Raw genomic sequence first — 24,143 nt, forward strand, 5'->3', positions numbered from 1 at the left:
ATCTGAGGCTGGAACAGTGGCGCGCGGATGCGTCGGTATCGGCCGATTCCGTTCTGGTTTACTGGGATGCCCTCTGGACGGCGCTCCAAGCGCAGGATTTGTCCGCCTGGACCAAGTCTTTGACGGAGCTTGAGGCCAGTCTTGCCGGCCCCGCAAACCAGCTCCGCCTGGGCGTTCTGTCACGGCTCTCCCTCGATCCCTGCCAGGGAACGCGTTTTCGGATCGCACGCGGTCACTTGCGCCGCTTCTGGCGTTGGCGAGGCTAACGATGGCCACGCCTTCGGCGGCAGTTATGATTTCACGCTTGACCACTGACTAGGATTGGTATGATGGATCTGCTGTTTGCCTCGCTGTTCGATTACGCTCTGTTTCTGGCCAAAACCCTGACGCTGGTCCTCGGGATCGCCGTGCTTCTGATCCTGGCGCTGCGTGCCCGGCAGGAGAGCGATCATGGCGAGCATCTGGAGATCACGGATCTCAATGATCGCTACCGTGCCCTGACTCAGGCGCTCAAGGAATTCTCGCTGCCGAAAAAGGCCTACAAGACCTTTCTCAAGGCCGAACGCAAGCGCGAGAAGGAACGCGAGAAGGCGGCGCAGAGCGACCGCCCGCGTTTGTTCGTCATCGAGTTCAACGGCGATCTCCGGGCCAGCGAGGTGGCCGCTCTGCGGGTGCTGGTGACCGCGCTCCTGCTGGAGGCGCAACCGGGCGACGAGGTGCTGGTACGGCTCGATAATGCCGGCGGCATGGTCAGCGAACACGGACTCGCGGCCTCCCAGTTGGCGCGCATCCGGGCCAAGGGCATCCCGCTGACGGTCGCGGTCGACAAGGTCGCGGCCAGCGGCGGGTATCTGATGGCCTGCGTGGCCGATCGCATTCTCGCCGCGCCCTTTGCCATTCTGGGCTCCATCGGCGTGCTCGCCGAGTTGCCCAACTTCCATCGTCTGCTGGAGCGTCATGGGGTCGATTTCGAGCTGCACACGGCGGGCGAGTACAAACGCACCCTCACCGTTTTCGGCGAAAACACGGACGAGGGCCGCCAGAAGCTGCGCGAACAGTTGGAGGAGACGCACAATCTGTTCAAGAGTTTCGTCGCCGAGTACCGTCCCGGCCTCGATCTGGAGCGGGTGGCGACCGGCGAATATTGGCATGGCCAGCGCGCCGTGGAGCTGGGTCTGGTGGATGCCATCCAGACCAGCGACGATTATCTGCTGGCGGCGAGTGGGGAAAAGGAACTGCTGAAGCTTAAGTACAGCGTCCACAAAAAGCCCATCGAGCGGTTGCTGTCGAGCATTCAGGCGAGCCTGGACCGCGCCTTCGCGACCTGGCGTGGCTGATGCGGATAGCCGGCGGCGCCGTTTTCCCGTGACGCCGCGCCGCTGGATCGGTGGCCGACGCCTGACAGCATCTTTAAGAGATTGATTTGGAGAACGTTCACGATGCCGGATCTGATTATCCATTTCGAGCGACCCGCGGATTGGGCCAACAGCATCTATGTCCATTACTGGACCGGTCAGCCGGGCGGCGCCCAGAGCGATTGGCCCGGTCTTGCCATGGAACATCAAGGCGACGGCTGGTTCAGCATCCGGTTTCATGGCCTGAAGTCGCTCTTCCTGGTCTTCCACGACGGCCAGGGGCGACAGACGCAGGATCAGTTTCGCAGCGTGAATGGCTGGCTGAACGCCAGCGGCCATTGGTCCGCGAGCAAACCCGAGCATCGATCCGCGCCCGTCATCCCCCCGGCGCCGCCACGATCCCAGGTGTCCAGCAAACCGCGCCCCCTGCATGAGCGCACCGATTTCCGCGAGGAGACCATCTATTTTCTGCTGACGACGCGTTTCTACGACGGCGATCCCTCCAACAATTTTTTCTGCCGCGACCGCATCCAGTTCGACGAATCCGGCAATCCGGTCGATCCGCATTGGCGCGGCGATTTTAAGGGTTTGATCCAGCGTCTCGATTACATCCGCGACCTAGGTTTCACGGCGATCTGGATCACTCCGCCGGTGGAGAACCGCTCCGGTCTGGACTATCACGGCTATCACCCTTATGACTGGACCCGCATCGATCCGCGTCTGGAGTCGCCGGACGCCACCTATCAGGATCTAATCGACGCCGCGCACGCCAGGGACATCAAGATCATTCAGGATGTGGTGGTCAATCATTCCTGCCAGTACGGCATTCGCGGACAGGTCCATATCGACCATCTGCCGATCAAATATTATGTCCCCCAAGGTTCCGAGCCGGGCCAGGTGGATCACGGTCCCTATCAGGGCAACCTCGGCAACTATGCCTGGCCGAATCGCGACGACATCGACAATCCGCTCGCGCCCGCGTGGTACCGCGAACGCCACGCGCGCGATCCGGACGGCAGCGAGCCGCTGATCGACCCCAAGACCGGCGAGACCGTCCCCCAGCCCGGTTATCGCCCCGGACGCTTCTTCGGGATCGACGCCCAGGATCTGGACCCCGACTGGTATCATCAGGAGGGCTTCATCTGCGGCGGCGATTGGGAGAGCGCCCATCCGCTCCAGCAAAAACATCTGGCGGGCGACTGTATCGATCTGGCCACCGAGCGTCAGAACGTGAAGGACTACCTCATCAACGCCATCAATCGCTATCTGGACATGGGCGTTGACGCGCTGCGCATCGACACCGTCAAGCATGTCGAGCGCGATAATCTGCTCGAATACATCAATGCCTGGAAGGCGCACAAACCGGGCCTGTTCGTGTTCGGCGAGAATTTGGTCAAGGGCTATGGCTGGGGCGATCTGGGCGGCGGCGACAATGGCCCCTCGCAGATCCGGCCCTGGTGGTATACGCGCCTCGGACACGATCCGCTGGATCCGGAATCGGGCGGCGACTCGGGGTTTCCGCAACTCGATTTCGGACTCTTCTCGACCTTTCGCGACACCGTGAGCAAGGGCACCTATGCAGGGACCGCGCAGATCCTTGGCATGGACTGGATCTATGGCGACGTGACGCAACTCGTCACTTTCCTGCAGAACCACGATGTCGGACCCGACAACGATTTCAAATACCGCTTCAAGGGCGATCAATGGATGGCGGCGGCCGCCTATACTCTGATCTGGACGGCGCGCGGCATTCCCTGTCTCTATTATGGCGAGGAGATCGAGTTCATGAAGGGCGCGCCCCAGGATGTCGAGGGCGAGCGCGATACCTTGCATCGGACCGGTCGCGCGTACTTCGGCGATCATCTGACCGAGGAGCGGATCGCCCAGACCCAGGCGCATCCGTTGTATCGTCACATCCAGCGCCTGAATCTGATCCGCCGCGCCATTCCCGCGCTGCAGAAGGCGCGCATGAGCCATCTCGCCGAATGGGGCAGCGGCATGCGCTTCGTGCGCGACTATTCAGAGGGCGGGAGTTATGTCATTGTCGGTCTGGCGATTGGGTCCGAGCAACAGATCGCGATCGAGGGCGTCAAGCCCGGCGTCTATCGCGATGCCGTCACCGGCGCCGAAATCGCCAGCGACGGTCGCCTGGGGTTCCACGTCAAGGCGAATTCGGCGGGGATTTATGTACTCGATGGACCCGGTAAGATCGGAATGGACGGGTTGTATCTCCGCTAAGGTTTCCTGCTGGCATCCGATGGTCAAATACGTATTATCCCGAACATGACCGACCTACAAAGACAGTATAAGGAACGGCGCATTCAGACCCGCCATCCGGTGGATCTGCACGCGAAGGTGCGTGGCCGCAATCAGCTTCCGACCAATTGCAGGGTGCTGAATCTCTGTAATGGCGGCGTGCTGCTGGACACCTCGGCGACAGCGCCGGAACTGCCTTTTATCTCGGGCGAACATGTCGATCTGCATTTCGACCTGCCGGACGCGCAGAGCATGGATCCCCTCCAGGCCGTGGTCGAGATTGTCCATCGCGTCGATCGCGGGTTGGGCGCGCGGTTCATCCGGCTGGAAGGGAACGGTCGTGCGCGTCTCGCCCGCTTTATTGGCGAGAGGGCCGCGGCGCTTCCGCCAGAGGCGGATCTCGAGCTGAATCCCGGCCGGCTTCGAGCGCGCGAGGTCTTGCAGGAAGTGGGACGCCAGGGCCTAGACAGCATGCTCGATTCGCTGATGGAGAGCCTCGTCGAGGATCTCTGGTCGCACAGCGAGCGCGCGATGAGCGATGCCGAGCGCGCGCGCTTCACAGGCGAAATCGGCCTGTTGGCCAAGGCGATTCAGGACGAAAGCGTCCCGCGCCGGATCCGTCAGGAATTGCTCGACGCCTTGCGGAATCTTGGCAAGGCGAAAAACGCGGGTACCGATCCAGTCGCCAGGATGGGGGTTACTCCACTGGCGGGCGGTTTACAACTCGTCGATCAGGAAGAATTCGAGGTCTGGCTGGCGAAATCGGAATTGGCCAACCGTCTGGAGGAGGAGTTACACGAACCGCTGGACGCCCTGCGCACCCAGGTCTCCGCGATTTTCCAGGATACGTCGCTCCCGATGGAGCCCCTGGCACTGGCTGAAACCATTGAGCAGGCACTGAGCGAAATTGGCCTCGGCAAGGAACTGCAAAGACTGTCCATGCAGATTGTCGCCAACCATTTATCGAGCAATCTGGGCGCCTTTTATCGGGAGGTGTTGCGGGCCTGGACGTCTTCGGGGCTCGCCGATATCGAGCCGCCGCGGACGACAGACACCGCTGTCCGAGCCTCGGCAGCGGAGGCCACGAGAGACGCGGTCCCGAGCGATACGCCGGATGTCGTCCCACCCCAGGACCGAGTCGTGGCCTCGCCAGCCGGGGCGGCAGTCCAGCGCGCTGAGTCAGCGACGATTCAGGGCACGCAGGCCGCCGATCACATGGCCGATCTGTTGGCTCAGCATCCCTTCGGGTCGGCGTACCGGGGACCGAGGCGGCCGAGTCGCCATTACGCGGGTGGACGGCACGTCGCCGATCTGCTCTCCCAACTGCCTGTCGATTTCCAACTCCCCGAGGCAGACCCAGACCGCCCGCTGCGCGAACTGGTTGCCCAATGGCTGCTGAGCGCCGAGTCGAAACAGGACGGGAGTCATCCCGAGCGCCTTCCGGTGATGTCCCCGCAGGTTGAGGAACGAGTCGATGTGACCGACCGGCTTCTGTCGCACATGCTGGCAGATCCCTCGACCCCGCCGCGGATCAAATCGCTCATCAAGTCCTTGTCCAGACGTTTTCTGTCCATGGCGGTCGCCGAACCGGGCGCGATGGCGGATACCCGTCAACCGCTGGTCACCCTGCTCAATCAGTTGGAACAACTTGCGCTGTTGCTACTGAACCAGGAAGGCGACGATCGGGGCTTGCAGCGCGAGTTCGAGGAAGCGGCTCAAACGCTGGTCTCCAGCGATGCGCGGGATCCCGCCGCGCTGAATGAACTGTCCAAACGGCTGGGAACCATCGAATCCAGGGCGGGTCGCGAATATCAAGGCAATATCGTCAACTGGGTGAATGTCTGCGAGGCCAAAGAGCGGGAGCGCCTGGCGCGCGAGCAGGTGCGCGAACGGCTGAACGGCACCCTGACCGGACGTCGGATTCATCAGGCCGTCGATGAATTGGTACAGGCTGGCTGGCGCAGCCTGCTGGAATCGGCGTGTGCCAATGGGGGAATCGAAGGGGCGCGTTGGCATCGGTATTGGACTCTCCTGTTGAGTCTGCACCGCATGTGCGGTGGCGAGGACGTGGGTGAGGGAGAAGGCGGCGCGCGGGATTCCCTTGGGCTGGAGTCGATGATCGAGCAGCTGCGCACGGGCCTGGTCTACATCGGAATTGACTCGATCCGCTGCAACGAACTGCTGGGGCGGATTGAAACCGCCGTGCGTCGCGGCTACGCATCCCTCTTCCGGGATGAGGATTTTCTGATTTTTTCTCCCTTGATTCCGGATGCCGAGAGCGAGCCCGAGCGGATGCCGGCGGATCTGTCCGCCGCGGACTGGGAACGGGGACTGGCGCGGGTCAGCAGCTTGCCACTCGGCGCTCTGCTGTGGATGCGGAACAAGGACGCGAGCAAGGCGCTGCGACTCATCTGGCGCAACGAGGACGGTTCTCGCCTGGCGATTACCGATACGATGGGCAAGAAGGTAAAGGTGCTGCGCCGCCAGCGCCTGGCGGAGGCCTTTGCGCGCGGTCAGGCGCAGGCCGAGGAGGCGCCGACCGCCAAGCGGGTGGTCGCCCGTGCCGCCGACGCTGCGTTGACGGAAATGCAGGAACGTCTTATTTATCACGAAACGCACGATCCATTGACCGGCCTGGCCAATCAGCGACGTCTGCTGGGTTCGCTGACCCAACTGCTCCTGTCAGTCAAGGATTCGGCCGCCACGCATGCCCTGGCGTTCCTGGAACTGGATCGTTACGACACGCTCACCGGAACCTTTGGGTATTCGGCGGGCGAGCGCATCCTGGTGGCGGTCGCCAGACTGTTGGAAAATGTGGTTCCGGACGCGTTCTGTCTCGCCTACCTGGGGGGGTGCCGTTTCGGTTTGCTCATGCCTGCGATGAATCGCGACCACGCCTCCGAAATCGGCGAGGCGATTCGCGCCGGTTTGACGACGATGCCCTGCGATCTGCAAGGCAAACCATTCCGGCTGGCGGGCAGTCTCGGCATGGTGCTGCTGAGCGACGACGCGACCAGTCCGGAAACGCTGATGTCGGCGGCGAGCGTGGCCTGTCTGGCCTCGCATCGGGAGGGAGGGGATCGTGTCCTCCTCTTCAGCGAGGACGATGCGATCATTGTCCGTCAGTTGGATCACCTGCGTGGCTGGGCGCAAGCGGAAGATATCATCAAGTCCGGCCGCCACCGTCTGCGTTATCAGCGGATCGTTCCGATCGATCCCACTCGCGAACTGACGCCGCATTGCGAAATCCTGCTCAGTGTTTACGACGACCAGGGGGCTCCGCTCCCGCTGCAATCCTTCATCGCCGCCGCCGAAGCGTTCAATCGGATGCGCGAGGTCGATCGTCAGGTGATCGAGACCGCCTTCCGATGGCTCAATGAACATCCGGATCAGGCGAGAGCGATCGGCGGTATCGCCATCAATCTCTCGGGACAGTCGCTCAGCGATCCGGATCTGCTGAAATTTATTCGCTCCAGCCTGGAACGTTTTCAGGTGCCGGTCGATATCGTCAGTTTCGAGGTCACCGAGACCGCCGCCATCGTGAATCTGGAGCAGGCAGCCATGATTCTGGGCGAGATCAAGGCGCTGGGTTGTCGCGTCGCACTGGACGATTTCGGTGCCGGCATGTCGTCCTACAGCTACCTGAAGCAGTTGCCGGTCGACTATGTCAAGATCGACGGCTCCTTTGTCAAGGATATTTTGATCAGCCCTCACGACCGGGAAATCGTCAAATCGTTCAATGAGATCGCCCATTTCATGGGAAAGAAAACCATTGCCGAATACGTGGAAAACCTCGAGATTCTGGAACTGCTGCAGGATATCGGGGTGGATTACGCACAGGGCTACGCCATCGAAAGACCACAGTTCCTTGACGAGATGCCCTAAACCGCGTCTCAGGAGTCACGTTTGACCAAGCCAGCACTTGCCGACGCCTTGACGGCGCCGAGATTCGAGTTCGTCAGCGAACGCGCCGGGCGTCTCGCCTATTACGTCGACGCCGAGGGCGATGGCCTGCCCCTGGTGCTGGTCCACAGTATCAATGCCGCGCCCAGCAGCTTCGAGATGCGACCACTGTTCGAGCAGTATCGCGGCAATCGGCCGGTGTACAGCCTCGACCTGCCGGGTTTCGGTCACTCCGAGCGCGGGTCGCGGCCCTATACGCCAGCGATCTATGCCGATGCCCTGGCAGATTTTTTGCTGCAGGTCGTCCAGCAACCCGCGGATGTCCTCGCGCTCTCGTTGAGCGCGGAGTTTGCCGCCCGCGCGGCCCTCGCGATGCCGGGGCGGATCGCCTCGCTCGTCGTCATTTCGCCGACCGGATTCAGCCAGCGCCCGGTGCCAAGCGCGCGGATCGGCAGGGTTGCGCATCAGTTTCTCACCATCCCGCTGTTGAGTCAGGGGCTCTACGATCTGGTGGCCTCCCGGCGCAGCATCCGTTATTTTCTGGGCCGCTCCTTCGTGGGCGAGGTCCCCGTCGAGGTCATCGACTATGCCCATGCCACGTCCCATCAGCCGGGCGCTCGGCATGCGCCCTTGACCTTCCTCTCCATGCAACTCTTTACGCCCAATGCGATGGATCGGCTCTATGGCAAGCTGACGGACCTGCCGGTGCTGGCCATCGCCGATCGGGATCCCTACATCGCTTTCGAGCGCCTGGATGAGTTCGTCGCCGGACATCCCAACTGGCAGCGGCTCCGACTCGCCCCGAATCTGGGGCTACCGCATTGGGAGAGGCTCCCGGAGACGGTCGCGGCGCTGGACGGGTTCTGGGCGACGCTTGAACAGTCGCAGTGACCTGATGTCCGAGCCTCGGATTGCCGCGCACTATCCGCCCAAAGCCGCCCTCGAAGCGGCCTTCCAAGCCGTGCGCAAAGCCAGGGTTCCGCAGATCCCCGATGTGGTGTTGGCGTTGCGTGCGGAACTGACCCAGCCGGAACCGAACGTCCGGGTCGTCGCCAACCTTATCGCCCAGGATCTCGCGTTGACCGGGCAGATTCTCAAGAAGGTCAACGCGCCAATTTTTGCGCGCCGGACCAAGATCGCCAGCGTTCAGCAGGCCGTCATGCTGCTGGGGATCAACCAACTGGTCAATCTGGTCACCGCCACCTCGATCGAGCGCATGCTTGGAGACGCGAAAGGCTCCGCGCGCGTCGTCTGGGAATCCATCATGGAACAGGCCCGCGTGGCGACGGTCGTCTCGGCTCTGGTCGAGGGCGTCGGTTCGGAAGAAGCCTATCTGTTCGGCCTCATGCACGATGTCGGCAGCCTGATCTTCGCCGATCTGCTGGAGAATTACGGCTACGAATGGGTGCTGCGCTGCGGCACGCCCCAATCGCTGATGGAGCACGAACGCGCCGCTTTGGGCACGGATCACGCCACCGTCGGCTTCCTGCTGGCCAGCACCTGGCAGCTTCCCGAGCATCTGGCCTTGGCGATCTATCATCATCACGCCGTGCGCGAACATGCCCTTGACGATCCGCAGGTACGCTCGCTGATCGCCATCGCACAGCTGGCGCATTATCTGATCGCACTCTCGCAGGGAAACCACGAACTGCCCGAGATGCTCGCCTATCGGGACGCCGCCCGGCGGGAACTGGCGCTGTCCGAGGATGACTGGTCGGCGCTCTGCGGGCAGTCGCTGCAAGGCGGTTGGGGCGTTTAGGTGATTTTCCGAAAACAAGCGCCCCACAGAAAGGCTGTGAATGGACAGGATTCACAGGCTTGCGCTGCCTTGCTCATCGGCTCTGGCCGCGATCGCGCCAGCAGGCGCTGTCGAAGCGGTTTCTTCGGCGAAGCCGTCCCACTATACTGCACGGTTTTATCCGCCGGAGCCGACCATGCTCGATCTCAACCCAATCATTTCCCAGATCAACGACCTGCGGGGGCGCGTCGAGTCCCTCCGGGGGTATCTTTGACTATGCGGATCGCCAGGAGCGGCTGACCGAGGTGCTGCGGGAGCTTGAGGATCCGACCATCTGGAACGATCCGAGCCGCGCGCAGGCGCTCGGTCGCGAGCGTGCGCAGCTGGAAGCGATCGTGCTCACCGTCGACGAACTCACCGCCGCGCTCGCCGATGCGGACGAGCTGCTGTCGATTGCCGTCGAAGAAGACGACGAGGCGACCGTCGAGTCGCTGGTCGCCGATCTCCAGATCCATGAAGCGCGCGTGGGCGAGTTGGAGTTCCGGCGCATGTTCGCCGGCGAGATGGACGCCAATCACGCCTTCGTCGATATCCAGTCCGGCTCGGGCGGCACCGAGGCGCAGGATTGGGCCGAGATGCTCTTGCGCATGTATCTGCGCTGGGGCGAGCGGCGCGGTTTCAAGACCGAGCTGATGGAGGTTTCGCCCGGCGAAGTGGCGGGGATCAAGTCGGCCACCATCAAGTTCGAGGGCGATTACGCCTTCGGCTGGCTGCGGACCGAAATCGGCGTGCATCGGCTGGTGCGCAAATCGCCGTTCGACTCGGGCAACCGTCGCCATACGTCTTTCGCTTCTGTGTTCGTCTCGCCCGAGGTCGACGACAGCATCCAGATCGAGATCAATCCGGCCGATCTGCGCATCGATGTCTATCGGGCCAGCGGCGCCGGCGGTCAGCACGTCAACCGGACCGAGTCGGCGGTGCGCATCACCCATCTGCCGACCAACACCGTGACCCAGTGCCAGAACGACCGCTCGCAGCACAAAAACAAGGATCAGGCCATGAAACAGCTCAAGGCCAAACTCTATGAGCTGGAGATGCAGAAGCGCCGCGCCACGCAGGACGCGCTGGAGGACACCAAGTCCGATATCGGCTGGGGCAGTCAGATCCGCTCCTATGTGCTGGATCAGTCGCGGATCAAGGATCTGCGCACCGGCGTGGAGACGGCCAACACCCAAGCGGTGCTGGACGGCAATCTCGATCCCTTTATCGAGGCCAGCCTTAAGAGCGGTCTGTAATTCCAGTCATCACCTTATCGCCTTGGAGATCCCCAACGGATGAGCGAATCCTCGACCGAGACCAATCCCGATTCGGCGCCCCATGAGTTGCCGGACGAAAACAAGCTGATTGCGCAGCGGCGCGAGAAGCTGACGCAGCTGCGCGCGCGGGGCAACGCCTTCCCGAACGACTTTCGGCGCGATGCGGTGGCCGGCGAACTCCTGGCCGAGTATGGCGAGCAGGACGCCGACACGCTGGCCACGCGCGAGCGGCGGGTGAAGGTGGCCGGGCGACTGATGACGCGCCGGGTCATGGGCAAGGCGAGCTTCGCGCACCTTCAGGATCTGTCGGGGCGCATCCAGATTTTCGTCCAGCGCGATCTGATTGGCGAGGATGCCTATGCCGGCTTCAGGCGCGATCTGGATCTGGGCGATATCCTGGGCGCCGAGGGCGTGCTGTTCAAGACCAAGACCGGCGAGTTGTCGATCCGCTGCGACCGTCTGCGGCTGCTGACCAAGGCGCTGCGCCCGCTGCCGGAGAAGTTCCACGGTCTCACCGACATGGAGAGCCGCTATCGTCAGCGGTATCTGGACCTGATCATGAACGCCGGGACGCGCGAGACCTTCCGCATCCGCACCGCCATCGTTCAGTTCATCCGCGAGTATCTCAACGGCCGGGGCTATCTGGAAGTCGAGACCCCGATGATGCAGGTGATCCCCGGCGGGGCGGTCGCGCGTCCCTTCGTGACTCACCATAACGCGCTGGACATGCAGTTGTTCCTGCGCATCGCCCCGGAGCTGTTTCTCAAGCGCCTGGTGGTGGGCGGTCTGGAAAAGGTCTACGAGATCAACCGCAATTTCAGAAACGAAGGCTTGTCGACCCGGCATAATCCCGAGTTCACCATGCTGGAATTCTACGAGGCCTATGCGGACTATCGGGATCTGATGGACCTGACCGAGGACATGCTGCGCCAGATGGCACTCCAGGTGCTCGGACACACCCGCATCGAGTATCAGGGCGCGAGCTACGAGTTCGGCCAGCCGTTCGCGCGGATGAGCGTGCGCGAGGCGATCCTGCACCACAATCCCGAGCTGACGCCCGAGGATGTCGACGATCTGGAGCGCGCCCGCGCGGTGGCCGGGCGTCTCAAGATCGCGCTTAAACCGACCTGGGGTCTGGGCAAGATCCAGATCGAGCTGTTCGAGCAGACGGTCGAAAGCCGGCTGCTGGATCCGACCTTCATCACCCAATATCCGACCGAGGTGTCGCCCCTGGCGCGGCGCAACGACGACAACCCCTTCGTCACCGACCGTTTCGAGTTCTTCGTCGGCGGGCGCGAGATCGCCAACGGCTTCTCCGAACTGAACGACGCCGAGGATCAGGCCGAGCGTTTCCGCCAGCAGGTGGAGGAGAAGGATGCCGGCGATCTTGAGGCCATGTTCTTCGACGCCGACTATATCCGCGCCCTGGAACACGGCATGCCGCCGACGGCGGGGGAGGGGATCGGCATCGACCGACTGGTCATGCTCTTCACCGACTCGCCCTCGATCCGCGATGTCCTGCTGTTTCCGCACATGCGCCCGGAGGCGGCGACCTGACGGCCGGTCGTCACATCTTTGTCGGTCGATCAAGATGTCGGCGCCCCGAGATCAAGACATGATGCGCCTCGGCGTCCAGGAGTCCCCCATGCGCTTTTTCAACACCGAAGGCCCGAACTGCCTCGCCGATCATTACACGCTTCCGCCACTCGCGCGATGGGATCTGGATGAGGTGCTGGCGCTGATCGATCGCAAAAAATACTTCCTGCTCCACGCCCCGCGCCAGACCGGCAAAACCACCTGTCTGCTGGCGCTGATGGAGCACCTGAACCGGGAGGGACGCTACCGGGCGCTCTACGTCAACATCGAGGCCGCGCAGGCCGCGCGCGAGCGGGTCGAGGCCGGAATCGGTGCCGTGGTGCAGGCGATCGCTAACAGCGCCGGCTGGCGCTTGGGGGATGCCGGGGCCGATGCGCTGGCCCGCGAGGTGCTCCAGGGGCCATCGGCGCTGGTGGGCCTGGAGGCGTTTCTCACCCGCTGGTGCGCCCAGTCCCCGCAACCGCTGGTGCTGCTGCTCGACGAGGTGGATGCACTGGTGGGCGATACCCTGATCTCGCTGTTACGCCAGTTGCGCGCCGGTTATCCGCAACGCCCTGCGGCCTTTCCGCAGACCGTCATCCTCTGCGGGGTGCGCGATCTGCGCGACTACCGGATTCATGCCAGCTCGGAAGCCGCGCCGATCACCGGCGGCAGTGCCTTCAACATCAAGGCAAAATCGCTGCGTCTGGGCGATTTCGACGCCGCCGAGGTCACGGCCCTGTTGCGCGAGCACACCGCCGAGACCGGGCAGGCGTTCACCTCCGAGGCGCTGGAGCGGGTCTGGATGCTGACCCAGGGTCAGCCCTGGCTGGTCAATGCCCTGGCCTATCGTGTCTGCTTCGAGATGCCGGAGGGGCGCGACCGCGCCCGCCCGGTCACGGCGGCGCTGATCGACCAGGCGAAGGAATATCTGATCGTCAATCGGGTGACGCATCTCGATCAACTGGCCGACAAACTGCGCGAAGAGCGGGTGCGGCGGGTCATCGAGCCGATGCTGGCCGGAACCGCGCTGGAGACGGTGCCGGAGGATGAGCGGCAGTATCTGGTGGATCTGGGCCTGCTGCGCCGCGATGGCGCGGGTGGGCTGGTGGTCGCCAATCCCATCTACCGCGAGGTCTTGCCACGCGCCCTCGCCAGTGGCCCGCAAGACTCACTGCCGCAGATCGCCCCGACCTGGCTGAACGCCGACGCCAGTCTGAACCCCGACCGCCTGCTCGACGCCTTTCTCACCTTCTGGCGCCAGCATGGCCAGCCGCTGCTGAAAAGCGCGCCCTATCACGAAATCGCCCCGCATCTGGTGCTCATGGCCTTTCTGCATCGGGTCATCAACGGCGGCGGGACGCTGGAGCGCGAATACGCCATCGGCTCGGGCCGCATGGATCTTTGTCTGCGGTATGGCGCGGTCACGCTCGGCCTGGAACTCAAGGTCTGGCGCGAGGGGGCGGTCGATCCGTTGGCCGCCGGACTGAAGCAGTTGGACGGATATCTGGCCGGGTTGGGGCTGGACACGGGCTGGCTGATCGTCTTCGACCGTCGCGCGGGTCAGCCGCCGATCGCCGAGCGCACCGTCAGCGCCGAGGCGATCAGTCCCCAGGGCCGACGGATCTGTGTCGTGCGTGCCTGACGTCAGGATTCAGGAAACCCATAGGGCGGCGCTTGCAGGCTCAGCAACGGTCCCTGCTCGCCAAGCCGAACCTCGCCGCCCTCGGCCGCGCTGACTTCGACGACCGCGAGCAGCGCATGGCGTCCATCGTCGAGTGGCGCCGCATCGACCACCCAACCTGCGGTCTGCTGGGAGGTACTGGAAGGCGCGTGGAGTTCCTCGCCCGGTTGCGGCAGCGTGGGCGAGTCGACCTCGGCGAGATACATCCGGCGTTTGATTTTGCCCAGATGCTGCATGCGCGCGACCACTTCCTGGCCGGTGTAGCAGCCCTTGTGGAAGCTGACGCCATCGATCAACTGCAGATTGATCATCTGCGGGATGAAGACCTCGGCGGTCTGGTTGTAGAGATTGGGAATCCCTGCCTGAATATCGAGCAGCGTCCAGTCGAGACGGTTGGCGGGCGTGGCCTGGCCGGCGAGCCGGTCCCAAAGCGGACCGATGGCGGCGAATGGGCCGAGGATCTCGCAACGCGGGATCGCTCCGGGGAGTCGGATCACGCACAGCGTCTCGTCGCTCGCGCAAGCGTTGTCGCGTTCCGGCAGGCTCAGCCCCTGACCGGCGAGCAGGTCCGCGAGGCGAGCGCCAGCGATACCGATGCGTATCAGTTCGTCGCTCGCGTCGTCCAGGCTGACCTTGCTGCGCAGAATGAAGATGCGCAAGCGTTTGAGTGCGTCGGGCAGGCGCTCGGCGGGGGTCTGAAGATAGACTGTCTCGGCGATGCGCATGACCCGAAAACTCGCCAGGAGGCGTCCCTTCTGGCTACAGTAGCCGCTCAGTTGAGTATGGGTGGCGGTGACTTCGCGAATGTCGTTGGTCAACTGGCCTTGCAGGAAGGCGTCGGCGTCCACGCCGCGCACCGCGATCAGGCCCAGATGGGACAGATCGAACAACCGGTTGTCGCTCGAACCAGCCGCCTTGGGAAAGCAGATGCCGCCGTTTTCTTCAACATGGGCATTGCGGGCGGTGAGAAATTCTCGCCATTGAGTTGTCATACGGTCAATCCTCGAAGCGGCTGGCGTCTGAAACGGATTTCGGTAAGGTGGCGCATTTCGTACGATACTCAAGTTGCGCCATTCCTTCGTCAAGCCATCGGCGCCGAACATGGTGACAGATGCAGATCTCCGGTTCATTGATCCCGTTCTCCTATCCGCTGCCCGTGGAGCAGCGGCTGGAAAGGGATGCTCGGGTGATCCCCTTCGTCTCGCCGCAGGCACAGGCGCAGGTGCCCTTGACCCGTCGCGCCGTGCCGAACGTTCAGCAGGCGGAACAGATCTCTCTCGGTTATCGTTCTTCCGAGCCGATCCGGCTGGCGGCGGGCAATCTCCAGGCGCGGCGCGCGCTCTCGGCGTATGAGTCCGCGCAACGGGTTCAGGTCCGCGAGGATCTTCGCGCTTTCGTTGGCGTTGACGCCTATGCGTGACCCTGCGTTTTGTCCTTTGCCTCAGCGGGTCCGCGCGGCGCCTCTTGCGGGTCGGCGATCCGCTTGATCGGACGTCTAAACCCTGTCCAGGGCGCTGGATGCGGTTTGGATCCTCAATTTTCCATGATTCGAGAACAGCCTGTCCTGGTCTGCCACGAACCCTGACGGTCGGCGGCCGAGTATCCATTGGAGTAATGCGCATGACCCAAGAGGGAGAACCCCGCGACGCCACGGTCGCCGAACGGATCGGCCTTGCTGGACGACGGCCGAGCCGGCGACGCCGCTGGCTCTGGCTGGCCGGTGCTGCCGTACTCGGCCTAACGCTGGCCGGTGCGATTCTGATGGGAAATCCGTCGAGCGATCGGATCGGTTTCAAAACGGCGGAGGTCCGACGTGGCGATCTGACCGTCAAGGTGACGGCGACCGGACAATTGCAGCCGGTGATCCAGGTCGATGTCGGCACCGAGGTGTCGGGCACCATCCAGGGCGTGGAAGTCGATTTCAACGCTCGCGTCAAGCGGGGGCAGGTGCTGGCCCGGCTCGATCCGGACCAATCGCAGGCGAAGGAGCGTCAGTCTGCGGCGGCGCTGGAATTGGCCAGGGCGCAGGTCGACGAGGCCCAGGCAACCGCCAACGAGACGGCGAGCAAGCTGGGCCGCACGCGCGATCTGGTCGCCAAACGTCTTGCCTCGCCGGAGGAACTCGACACGGCGGTCGCGGCGGCCGAGCGGGCGAGCGCCGCGCTGGCGGTGGCCCACGCCAAGGTCGATCAGGCCCAGGCGCAGCTCGACGCCGATCGTCGGACCCTGGATAAGACAGTGATCCGCTCGCCGATCGACGGCATCGTGCTCAATCGCGTGGTCGAGCCGGGACAGACCGTCGCCGCCTCGCTGCAAACGCCGGTGCTCTTTACCCTGGCCGAAAATCTCACCCAGATGGAACTGAAGGTGGCGGTCGACGAGGCAGATGTGGGGCAGGTCGCGGAGGGGCAGTCGGCGACCTTTACGGTCGACGCCTATCCGCACCGAATTTTTCCGGCGACCATTACCCAGGTGCGCTTCGCCCCGGAGACGGTCAACGGGGTGGTGACCTTCGCCGCCCTGCTGGCGGTCGACAACGCCGATCTGTCGCTGCGTCCGGGGATGACGGCGACCGCCGAGATCCTGGTGCGCGAGGAGCGGGATCTGCTGTTGATCCCCAACCTGGCCCTGCGGTTCACCCCGCCCCAGCCCAAGGCGGAACAGAGCGGTCCGAGTCTGGTCGATCTCTTGCTGCCAAGACGCCCGCCGAGCTCCAAGCGGCAGACCGAGACCGGTCAGCGCAACGGCAAGGAGGGACGCGCCTGGATTCTGCGCGATGGCGAGCCGGCCCTGATCACCTTCAAGATCGGCCTCACCGACGGGGTGATGACCCAGGTGCTTGGTGACCCGCTGGAGACAGGCACTCCGGTGCTGGTGGATGTGGAGCGGTCGGGGCGCGCCTCGTGAGTCAGCCCGCTGCGACCTCCACGACGAGCGATCCGGCGCCATTGATCGAGTTCCGGCAGGTCGCCAAGGTCTATGGCCGCGGGCTGGCGGCGATGCGCGCGCTGGACGGGGTGGATCTGATCATTCGTCAGGGCGAATTCGTCGCCGTGATGGGACCGAGCGGTTCCGGCAAATCCACCGCCATGAATATTCTGGGTTGTCTGGATACGCCTAGCGCCGGCTCCTATCGCTTTCGCGGGGTGCCGGTGGAATCCCTCGACCGCGATCAGCGCGCGCTGCTGCGCCGTCATTATCTCGGCTTCGTCTTTCAGGGCTTCAACCTGCTCAATCGGACCTCGGCCCTGGAAAACGTCGAACTCCCGCTCATCTATCGCCGCACGCCAACACTCGAACGGCACGCGCGCGCGCGCCAGGCATTGGAGGTGGTCGGACTCGCCGGCTGGGAGCACCACACGCCGGGCGAGCTATCGGGAGGTCAACAGCAACGGGTCGCCATCGCGCGCGCCATCGTCACCCAGCCCAGCCTGCTGCTCGCCGACGAGCCCACCGGCAACCTCGACACCGCCCGCAGTCACGAGATCATGGAGCTGCTGACCGGACTCAACCGAAACCGGGCGATTACCGTGTTGATGGTCACTCACGAGGCCGAGATGGCCGCTTATGCGCATCGGGTCATCCATTTTCTGGATGGCCGGATCGCCGACGCGGGACATCGATAGTGGCCCGTTGTGCTTTGATGTCCTCAAAACCGGACACCGTATCAAGCCGATGAGACGAATGCGGCTTGACGGACAAGACGGTATCTACCTTGCTGGAGGGTGCAGTGGCAACAGGCGAATCCGGTGTCGGCGTGGATCGATGGTCACCAACGCCCCTTCTTCTAGCGCCGTCGCCGCCATCTCCAGGGTCTCCAGCACCGCTGCACCAACGAACTTCGGCAGAATGTGCTCTGCCCGTAGCTGAATCACGCTGGGCGCTGTCGCATGGGTCAGGAAGAGCAGGGAGCCGAAGTCCAGATCATGGGTGAGAACGACATGATCATGGTCTCGCGCCCAAGCCATGATCTCCTTATCCAGCGCACGAATCGCCCCGATTCGACTCCAATGGATCGCCGCATGACCGGCCTCGCGCAAGAACGCTTCCCAGACCATCGGCACATTCATATCAAGCAGAATGTTCATCCCGCTTTGAGCGGCAGGTCATATTCTTCCGCCCGCCAAGTTGCATAGGCTAGGGCCGCGTAGATATCCTCCCGCTCCAGACTTGGATAAAATTCTAGCACCGCGTCGATGGACTCCCCGGACGCCAGTAGGCCTGTGATGGCGCCAACCGTGATCCGGATGCCTCGAATGCAGGGTTTGCCACCCATCACCCGGGGATCGATTGTGATGCGTTCGAGATCGGGAAAATTCATGTGTCTCTGGCCTCGTGACACTGCGTTCGGGGATCGGGAGGATTGCAGTATAGGCGCGGCCATCACAAGCCGGAAACTGGCAGTCCGTCGATTGGGTGACCGCCCTTGTCGAGGCGGCGAACCGGGTGACCCGGTCGGTGGCGGTCATCCAACATCGCCCCAGCATGTGAACAAAACATTGGCGACCTATTGCGGAACCGAATCGCGGTCGCCGGCGTTCAGGGCGGCTCCGGGCAGTGCATCGGATGGGCGCAGCCGCCACCCGTCTGGCCCAGCTCGATCTGCACCGTCGGGTGAGCGATGTCGAATCCGTCATGCAGTCCCGCGGCGGTCTGGTTCAGAAAGGCGTCGCCGGGATGCCCGTCCGGCATGATCAGATGGACGCTCAGCGCGGTTTCGGTCGTGCTGATGGCCCAGATGTGCAGGTCATGCACCTCGCTCACGCCGGGGCGCGCGCGCAGCCAGGCGGCGACGGCAGGCAGGTCCACCTGCTCGGGTACCCCATCGAACAACAGGTTCAGCGACTGGCGGAACAGCCCCCAGGTGCCGATCACGATCACCAGAGCGATCACGATGCTGGTCAGCGGATCGAGCCAGCTCCAGGCGGTCCAGAGATAGAGCACGCCGGACGCGACCACCCCCAGCGACACCAGCGTGTCCGCCGCCATGTGCAGAAAGGCCCCGCGCAGGTTGAGATCCGCTGGTTGTCCGGACAGAAACAGCGCCGCCGTGATGCCGTTGACGACCACCCCGATGGCGGCGACGACGACGATGGTCATGCCCGCAGTCGTCGCCGGTGCGTGCAACCGGTGCAGTGCCTCCCACAGCAGCGAACCCATGGCCACCAGCAGCAAGGTGGCGTTGGCGAAGGCCGCGAGGATGGAGGCGCGCCGCCAGCCGTAGGTGCGGCGCGGGCTGGCACGCAGGCGACCGGCCAGCAGAGCCGCCCAGGCCAGCGCCAGTCCGCCCACGTCGGAGAGGTTGTGCCCGGCATCGGCCAGCAGGGCCAGCGAATCGACCCGCCAACCGTAGAAGGCTTCCACCGCCACATAGAGCAGATTCAGGCCGATGCCGATGGCAAAGGCGTGGTCGAAGGTCGGGGCGGCGTGATGATGAGGTTCGGCGTGGCTCATGAGAGGTCTCTCGATGGCGGAGCGCACACGGTTCAGATGCTGGCCTTCTGCAAGTGGAGGTTGCCGCCGCTCAGGAATCAATCCCTGTTTGCCTCCGGAAGCAGACGTTCGGTCTCTTTTCTGACCACCGCGTAACACTCGCAAACCCGTGCTTCCAGACCCGCTCGATCCAGCACGGTGATGAGCCCCCGGCTGTAACGAATGAGCCCAGCCGTCTGTAATTTCCCCGCTGCCTCGGTCACGCCCTCGCGGCGTACCCCCAGCATGTTGGCAATCAGCTCCTGGGTCATGCGCAGTTCGTTCGAGGGCAAGCGGTCGAAACTGATCAGCAGCCAGCGGCAAAGTTGCTGGTCCACCGTATGGTGCCGATTGCAGACGGCCGTCTGCGCCATCTGGGTCAGCAGGGCCTGGGTGTAGCGCAGCAGCAGCGGTGGCAACACCCCATTGCGCCGCCCCCCGATGCGCACGAATTCCTCCTTGAGCACCTGTCCCTTCAACCGATAGGCGTGGCCCGCGCACTGCACCACGGCCCGATTCGGCATGGTGGCGCCCCCCATGAACAGGGCGATGCCGACGATGCCATCGTTGCCGACCACGGCGATTTCGGCCGACGCGCCATTCTCCATGACGTACAGCAGGGACACGATGGCGGTGGTGGGAAAATAGACATGCTGCAACGCGGCCCCCGACTCGTAGAGGGCCTCGCCGAGCGGCAGTGGAACCCATTCCAGATGGGGCAGCAGGTGCGCGAATTCGGTGTCGGGCAGGGCGGCAAGCAGATGGTTTTGCCGTGGGGTCGGAGGACTGGGCATGATGGCCATGGATGAGGTCTGCAATGCGCTATCCAGGATTGGAAAACCTCGCATTACAGCGGCGACCGCATTGCGCTGTCAAGCGCCGCGCGGTCGCGTGCCGCGAACGCTCCCGCTCCTGTCCCAGCAACTCCGCCACCGCCGGCAAGGCTTCGAGATGCTCGGACACGACCTTGACGATGATCGGGACACGGGGCGCGAACCCCGCGAACCTCATCGTCGCCGCGCGGCGCGACCTCGCGACCGCGCGACTTCCGATCAACGTTTGATGGGGGTGATTTTCGTCCCTTCGATGCTCAGGCTGGCCATGAGACCCTGCTGATCGAAAATGAAGGCGTAGGCATCGTCCTGTAATTCGGTCTCGACGCCGACCGCGCCGATCCCGAGCTTCAGGGCGCGGCCGAGACCGATGATGGCGTCCACCATGGCGGGCGTCGCGTGGGTGACGTTCAGTCGCCGCACCAAGGCCCGGTTGATCGCCAGCCGGTCCAGCGGGAGGGATTCCAGGGCGTCGAGGCTGGAGTAGCTCAGACCGAAGTCGTCCAGCGCCACCCGGACCCCGAGCTGTCGCAGCGCCTCCAGCAACCGCCGCGAGGCCGGCAGATCCTGCATCGGCGTGACCTCGCTCAGTTCCAGCGACAGCACGGCGGGGTCGACGTCGCTCGTCTGGGCGGCCGCGGTCAGTAGCCGCACGAACCCCTGGTGGTGAAACTGCCGGGCCGAGACGTTCACGGCGATGGCGATCGGGGTCATTGGCCAGTGCGTGCTCGATGGCGAGGCTGACGTCGTTGACCAGCGTCACCGGGACCTCGCCGGGCAGGATGCGAATCAGGTTCTCCGAGCGCAGCACCGCGTTCACGCCGCGCCCGCAGGATCTCCACCGGATGCACCAGGCCCGCGCGGCGCGCCGGGAGCCAGGCGGCGAGGATGCAGGACGTCATAAGGAACAATCCATTGACTCACTCCCGCGGTCACCATCCCGGCAAAGCCGGGGCTTTAAATTCGTGAGTCCTTCAAGCCGAGCGGGTCTAACATGATCCGGGATATCAGGAACGTGCTCGTCGCCGAGGACCGTCTGTCATGCACCGCCGTCAACTGCCGATCGGAATCCAGACCTTTGCCAAGATCCGGGAAGCGGATCATTACTATGTCGACAAGACCGGTTTCATCCGGCGGTTGATCGACGAGGGCAGTCAGTATTTCCTCTCGCGCCCGCGCCGCTTTGGCAAGTCGCTGCTCATCGACACCATCGCGGAGCTGTTTGCCGGCAACGAGCTCGATGCCCTGCGCCGGCATCTCGAATCCCTCTTCGCCGCCATCCCGCATCAGTGGCATACCGCCAACCCCATCGCCCAATACGAGGGCTACTACGCCAGCGTCTTCTACAGCCATCTCGCCGCGCTCGGCCTGGACCTCACGGCCGAGGACGCCACCCAACTCGGCCGCATCGATCTGACGCTCAAGTTCAACGCGCGGATCTGGCTGTTCGAATTCAAGGTCGTCGAGCTGGCGCCCGCGGGCCGGGCACTGCAACAGATCAAGGAGCGCGGCGATGCGGACAAGTACCGCACACTCGGCCAACCGATCCATCTCATCGGGATCGAGTTCAGCCGCGAGCGGCGCACCCTGGTCGGCTTCGAGACCGAGACTCTGTGAAGGCGTCCGACGCTCCCGACCGGACCGCTCTATCCCGCCCGCCAGTCGGCGTCGATTTTCCCATCGACGATCCCGATCCGCCGATCCGCGGCGGCGGCAAAAGCGGCATCGTGGGTCACGGCCACCACCGTCTTGCCCATGTCATGCGCCAGATCCTTGAGAATCTGGCGCACCGTGGCGCCCGCGACCGAATCCAGATTCCCGGTCGGCTCGTCGGCGAGGAGGATCAGCGGATCGTTGGCCAGCGCGCGGGCGATGGACACGCGCTGACGCTGGCCGCCGGAGAGCTGGTGCGGATGCTTGGCGCTCTGCTCGACCACGCCCAGCCGGTCCAGCAGCTCCAGGCCGCGCGCGCGCGCGGCGGACTCGTCGAGCCGGCTGAGACGGCGCATCGGCAGGGTCACGTTGTCGATCACCGAGAACTCGGCGAGCAGGAAATGAAACTGGAAGACGAACCCGAGTTTTTCCAGGCGGCGGTTCGCCAGGTCGTCCTCGCCATAGACCGAGGTGTTCTCGCCGTCGAGCCACACCTGGCCCGAGGTCGGGACATCGAGCAGGCCCAGCAGGTAGAGCAGCGAGGACTTGCCGGACCCGGACGGACCCATGATGCAGATGAACTCGCCGCGCTCGATGGTGAGACTGACATCGTTCACCAGCGTCACCGGCACCTCGCCGGGCAGGATGCGGACCAGGTTGTCGGCGCGCAGCACCGCGCTCACGCCGCGCCCCGCAGGATCTCCACCGGATGCACCCGCCCGGCGCGCCGCGCTGGGAGCCAGGCGGCGAGGATGCAGGAGGTCATGGCGAAGGCCGTGGCCAGGGCGAATTGCTGCGCGCCCCACCAGATCGGCAGAAAGACTTTCTCGGAGACGCCCGGCGGCTTGATCTGAACCAGCGACAGACCGTGCATGAATGCGGCCCCCAGGGCCAGGCCGAAGAGGCTGCCGATCACGCCGATGATGACCCCCTCGAACAGGAAAATCAGCCGCACGTCGCGCGCGTGAAAGCCCATGGATTTGAGGATGGCGATATCGCGGGTCTTCTCCAGCACGATGGTCGAGAGGGTGTTGTAGATGCCGAAGGAGGCCACCAGCAGAATCGCCGACACCACGCTGTACATGATGATGTTGCGCACCACCAGCACGCTGAGGATGTCCTCCGAGGCTTCCACCCAGGACACCGATTTGTCGCCGATGGCGTCCTCGATGCGTTGGGCGACGGCGCGCGCGGCATAGGCGTCGTCGAGCTGGATCAGGAGGCGATTGACCCGGTTGGGCCGCTCGAACAGCACCTGCGCGCGCTTGAGCAGGGTGAAGGTCTGAGTCTCGTCGACCGAGGCATTGCCGGTGCGAAAGAGGCCGACCACCTTCATGGCGCGACTGGCGCCGCTCGCCGCCACCACGGTCAGGTTGCGGCCAAGCCCGAGGTTGAATTTCTCGGCCAGCCCGGTGCCGATGACGATGCCGTTGGGGTTGACGTCGAGCGCGTCGAGCGAGCCTTCGATCATTTTGTCCTGGATGGTGGACACGGTCTTCATCGTCTTTGGCACGATGCCCGAGAGGGTAACGCCCTCCTCGCGCCCGGCGAAGGTGAGCACGGCCGAGCCGACCAGCACCGGCGCGACCCGCAGCCCTGGAATCGCCTCGATCAGCGCGAGCTTCTCGCGATAGCCACGGATGCCGCGCGTCTCGGTCTGGGGCTTGAGGTTGCGGATCTTGACCGCCCCGTCCGTCCAGCGCCGCTCGGCCGGCTGGGTCCGGGGCCGGCGCACCTCGTCCGAGACGGTGATGTGCGGACTGTTGTCGACCAGACGCTTGATGAAGTCCTGCTCGGAGCCGCGCATCAGGGAGGAGACCGCCAGGAAGAAGGCAACCCCGAGCACCACGCCGGTGAGCGAAACGAGCGTCTGGCGCCGCCGTCCGGTGAGATGGGTGAGCGCGACCTGGAGCTGGATGCGCATCAGGGTTGCGATGCGGTGTCGGGTGGACGGATGCGCACGGTAGCGCCGTCGCGCAGGGCTTCGGAGGGCATCGCGACGATCTGCGCGTCCATCGGCAACCTGTCGAGGATCTCGGTGCGTAGCGCGCCGGCCACGCCGGTGCGTACCGGCTGGCGGCGCAGCTTGCCGTCCGCCACCAGCCAGAGCGCGCCTTTCTGGAGTGCCGTCGATGGCACCAGCAGAGCGTCTTGCCGCTCGGTCACGATCAGGTTGGCGTCGACCGTCATGCCGATCTGCAAGCCAGCCAGATCGGCGAGGCGGATGCGCACCCGGAAGGTGCGCGCGACCGGATCGCCCTTGGGGGTGATCTGGCTGACCTCGCCATCGAACACCTGGTCCGGCAAGGCGTCCGCATGCAGGACGACTTTCTGCCCGACTCGGACCCGTGGAATGTC

General features: G+C 64.1%; 21 protein-coding genes and 1 pseudogene. 13 read left to right on the top strand and 9 right to left on the bottom strand.

Annotation, left to right across the window (positions count from 1 at the left end):
* The 9 genes and pseudogenes from QZY07_RS26705 to QZY07_RS26745 form a co-directional block, all read left to right on the top strand.
* Nucleotides 1-266, top strand: a pseudogene (locus QZY07_RS26705) (phosphoglycerate mutase); the annotation flags it as partial.
* A 60-nt stretch (nucleotides 267-326) separates the two neighbouring features.
* Nucleotides 327-1,337 carry a protease SohB gene (gene sohB, locus QZY07_RS26710; protein WP_295409383.1) on the top strand — a complete coding sequence of 337 codons (1,011 nt, stop codon included), beginning with the start codon at nucleotides 327-329 and terminating at the stop codon, nucleotides 1,335-1,337.
* 102 nt (nucleotides 1,338-1,439) lie between these two features.
* Nucleotides 1,440-3,593 carry an alpha-amylase family glycosyl hydrolase gene (locus tag QZY07_RS26715; protein WP_295409386.1) on the top strand — a complete coding sequence of 718 codons (2,154 nt, stop codon included), beginning with the start codon at nucleotides 1,440-1,442 and terminating at the stop codon, nucleotides 3,591-3,593.
* A gap of 45 nt (nucleotides 3,594-3,638) precedes the next feature.
* Nucleotides 3,639-7,496 carry a DUF1631 family protein gene (locus tag QZY07_RS26720; RefSeq protein ID WP_295409389.1) on the top strand — a complete coding sequence of 1,286 codons (3,858 nt, stop codon included), beginning with the start codon at nucleotides 3,639-3,641 and terminating at the stop codon, nucleotides 7,494-7,496.
* 21 nt (nucleotides 7,497-7,517) lie between these two features.
* Entirely contained in the window at nucleotides 7,518-8,405 is an 888-nt protein-coding gene (locus tag QZY07_RS26725; RefSeq protein ID WP_295409392.1) for an alpha/beta fold hydrolase, read from the top strand.
* 4 nt (nucleotides 8,406-8,409) lie between these two features.
* Nucleotides 8,410-9,273 carry an HDOD domain-containing protein gene (locus QZY07_RS26730; protein WP_295409396.1) on the top strand — a complete coding sequence of 288 codons (864 nt, stop codon included), beginning with the start codon at nucleotides 8,410-8,412 and terminating at the stop codon, nucleotides 9,271-9,273.
* A 175-nt stretch (nucleotides 9,274-9,448) separates the two neighbouring features.
* A protein-coding gene (gene prfB, locus QZY07_RS26735) for a peptide chain release factor 2 (RefSeq protein WP_295409400.1) occupies nucleotides 9,449-10,547 on the top strand; the annotation gives its coding sequence in 2 pieces (ribosomal slippage) (nucleotides 9,449-9,523 and nucleotides 9,525-10,547; 1,098 coding nt in all).
* Nucleotides 10,548-10,586: 39 nt separating this feature from the next.
* Nucleotides 10,587-12,125, top strand: a complete 1,539-nt coding sequence (lysS, locus tag QZY07_RS26740) for a lysine--tRNA ligase (RefSeq protein ID WP_295409403.1) — start codon at nucleotides 10,587-10,589, stop codon at nucleotides 12,123-12,125.
* A gap of 88 nt (nucleotides 12,126-12,213) precedes the next feature.
* On the top strand, nucleotides 12,214-13,788 hold the full coding sequence (locus tag QZY07_RS26745; RefSeq protein WP_295409406.1) for an ATP-binding protein: 1,575 nt from the start codon (nucleotides 12,214-12,216) through the stop codon (nucleotides 13,786-13,788).
* 2 nt (nucleotides 13,789-13,790) lie between these two features.
* Here the strand turns inward: QZY07_RS26745 and QZY07_RS26750 are convergent, their stop codons facing one another.
* Nucleotides 13,791-14,819 carry a folate-binding protein gene (locus QZY07_RS26750; RefSeq protein WP_295409409.1) on the bottom strand — a complete coding sequence of 343 codons (1,029 nt, stop codon included), beginning with the start codon at nucleotides 14,817-14,819 and terminating at the stop codon, nucleotides 13,791-13,793.
* A gap of 119 nt (nucleotides 14,820-14,938) precedes the next feature.
* On the opposite strand from QZY07_RS26750, the gene QZY07_RS26755 reads away from it, so the two are divergent.
* The 3 genes from QZY07_RS26755 (at nucleotide 14,939) to QZY07_RS26765 (ending at nucleotide 17,453) form a co-directional block, all read left to right on the top strand.
* A complete protein-coding gene (locus QZY07_RS26755) occupies nucleotides 14,939-15,247 on the top strand; it encodes a hypothetical protein (RefSeq protein ID WP_295409411.1) in 309 nt (102 codons plus the stop codon).
* A gap of 200 nt (nucleotides 15,248-15,447) precedes the next feature.
* Nucleotides 15,448-16,734, top strand: coding sequence for an efflux RND transporter periplasmic adaptor subunit (locus QZY07_RS26760; RefSeq protein ID WP_295409414.1), 1,287 nt, complete (start codon nucleotides 15,448-15,450; stop codon nucleotides 16,732-16,734).
* Entirely contained in the window at nucleotides 16,731-17,453 is a 723-nt protein-coding gene (locus QZY07_RS26765; protein WP_295409417.1) for an ABC transporter ATP-binding protein, read from the top strand. The genes QZY07_RS26760 and QZY07_RS26765 overlap by 4 nt, the downstream gene beginning before the upstream one ends.
* 84 nt (nucleotides 17,454-17,537) lie before the next feature.
* Here QZY07_RS26765 and QZY07_RS26770 read toward each other — a convergent pair whose 3' ends face one another.
* From QZY07_RS26770 to QZY07_RS26790, 5 genes are all read right to left on the bottom strand, one after another.
* A complete protein-coding gene (locus QZY07_RS26770) occupies nucleotides 17,538-17,915 on the bottom strand; it encodes a DUF5615 family PIN-like protein (RefSeq protein ID WP_295409420.1) in 378 nt (125 codons plus the stop codon).
* On the bottom strand, nucleotides 17,912-18,148 hold the full coding sequence (locus QZY07_RS26775) for a DUF433 domain-containing protein (protein ID WP_295409423.1): 237 nt from the start codon (nucleotides 18,146-18,148) through the stop codon (nucleotides 17,912-17,914). Before QZY07_RS26775 ends, QZY07_RS26770 begins: the two co-directional genes overlap by 4 nt.
* A 218-nt stretch (nucleotides 18,149-18,366) precedes the next feature.
* Nucleotides 18,367-19,281, bottom strand: a complete 915-nt coding sequence (locus tag QZY07_RS26780) for a cation diffusion facilitator family transporter (protein ID WP_295409427.1) — start codon at nucleotides 19,279-19,281, stop codon at nucleotides 18,367-18,369.
* 77 nt (nucleotides 19,282-19,358) lie between these two features.
* On the bottom strand, nucleotides 19,359-20,102 hold the full coding sequence (locus tag QZY07_RS26785; protein WP_295409443.1) for a Crp/Fnr family transcriptional regulator: 744 nt from the start codon (nucleotides 20,100-20,102) through the stop codon (nucleotides 19,359-19,361).
* Between the two features lie 249 nt (nucleotides 20,103-20,351).
* Nucleotides 20,352-20,846, bottom strand: a complete 495-nt coding sequence (locus QZY07_RS26790; RefSeq protein ID WP_295409430.1) for an EAL domain-containing protein — start codon at nucleotides 20,844-20,846, stop codon at nucleotides 20,352-20,354.
* A 327-nt stretch (nucleotides 20,847-21,173) separates the two neighbouring features.
* On the opposite strand from QZY07_RS26790, the gene QZY07_RS26795 reads away from it, so the two are divergent.
* A complete protein-coding gene (locus QZY07_RS26795; protein ID WP_295409432.1) occupies nucleotides 21,174-21,749 on the top strand; it encodes an AAA family ATPase in 576 nt (191 codons plus the stop codon).
* A 29-nt stretch (nucleotides 21,750-21,778) separates the two neighbouring features.
* On the opposite strand, the gene QZY07_RS26800 is transcribed toward QZY07_RS26795, so the two are convergent.
* The 3 genes from QZY07_RS26800 to QZY07_RS26810 form a co-directional block, all read right to left on the bottom strand.
* Nucleotides 21,779-22,468: an ABC transporter ATP-binding protein gene (locus QZY07_RS26800; RefSeq protein WP_295409435.1), complete on the bottom strand. Its 690-nt coding sequence runs from the start codon at nucleotides 22,466-22,468 to the stop codon at nucleotides 21,779-21,781.
* A complete protein-coding gene (locus QZY07_RS26805) occupies nucleotides 22,465-23,709 on the bottom strand; it encodes an ABC transporter permease (RefSeq protein WP_295409438.1) in 1,245 nt (414 codons plus the stop codon). Before QZY07_RS26805 ends, QZY07_RS26800 begins: the two co-directional genes overlap by 4 nt.
* Nucleotides 23,709-24,143, bottom strand: a 435-nt coding sequence (locus QZY07_RS26810; protein WP_295409440.1) for an efflux RND transporter periplasmic adaptor subunit, incomplete at its 5' end; no start/stop codon positions are given. The genes QZY07_RS26805 and QZY07_RS26810, both read right to left, overlap by 1 nt.

The organism is uncultured Thiocystis sp., from assembly GCF_903866365.1.
Lineage (GTDB): Bacteria > Pseudomonadota > Gammaproteobacteria > Chromatiales > Chromatiaceae > Chromatium.

Excerpts from the sequence above, each read along its gene's own strand:
- QZY07_RS26750 (WP_295409409.1), bottom strand. The coding sequence starts at position 14,819 with ATGACAACTCAATGGCGAGAATTTCTCACCGCCCGCAATGCCCATGTT.
- sohB (WP_295409383.1), top strand. The coding sequence starts at position 327 with ATGATGGATCTGCTGTTTGCCTCGCTGTTCGATTACGCTCTGTTTCTG.
- QZY07_RS26780 (WP_295409427.1), bottom strand. The coding sequence starts at position 19,281 with ATGAGCCACGCCGAACCTCATCATCACGCCGCCCCGACCTTCGACCAC.
- QZY07_RS26770 (WP_295409420.1), bottom strand. The coding sequence starts at position 17,915 with ATGAACATTCTGCTTGATATGAATGTGCCGATGGTCTGGGAAGCGTTC.
- QZY07_RS26785 (WP_295409443.1), bottom strand. The coding sequence starts at position 20,102 with ATGGCCATCATGCCCAGTCCTCCGACCCCACGGCAAAACCATCTGCTT.
- QZY07_RS26790 (WP_295409430.1), bottom strand. The coding sequence starts at position 20,846 with ATGACCCCGATCGCCATCGCCGTGAACGTCTCGGCCCGGCAGTTTCAC.
- QZY07_RS26760 (WP_295409414.1), top strand. The coding sequence starts at position 15,448 with ATGACCCAAGAGGGAGAACCCCGCGACGCCACGGTCGCCGAACGGATC.
- QZY07_RS26745 (WP_295409406.1), top strand. The coding sequence starts at position 12,214 with ATGCGCTTTTTCAACACCGAAGGCCCGAACTGCCTCGCCGATCATTAC.
- QZY07_RS26720 (WP_295409389.1), top strand. The coding sequence starts at position 3,639 with ATGACCGACCTACAAAGACAGTATAAGGAACGGCGCATTCAGACCCGC.
- QZY07_RS26755 (WP_295409411.1), top strand. The coding sequence starts at position 14,939 with ATGCAGATCTCCGGTTCATTGATCCCGTTCTCCTATCCGCTGCCCGTG.
- QZY07_RS26805 (WP_295409438.1), bottom strand. The coding sequence starts at position 23,709 with ATGCGCATCCAGCTCCAGGTCGCGCTCACCCATCTCACCGGACGGCGG.
- QZY07_RS26730 (WP_295409396.1), top strand. The coding sequence starts at position 8,410 with ATGTCCGAGCCTCGGATTGCCGCGCACTATCCGCCCAAAGCCGCCCTC.
- QZY07_RS26715 (WP_295409386.1), top strand. The coding sequence starts at position 1,440 with ATGCCGGATCTGATTATCCATTTCGAGCGACCCGCGGATTGGGCCAAC.
- QZY07_RS26775 (WP_295409423.1), bottom strand. The coding sequence starts at position 18,148 with ATGAATTTTCCCGATCTCGAACGCATCACAATCGATCCCCGGGTGATG.
- lysS (WP_295409403.1), top strand. The coding sequence starts at position 10,587 with ATGAGCGAATCCTCGACCGAGACCAATCCCGATTCGGCGCCCCATGAG.
- QZY07_RS26795 (WP_295409432.1), top strand. The coding sequence starts at position 21,174 with ATGCACCGCCGTCAACTGCCGATCGGAATCCAGACCTTTGCCAAGATC.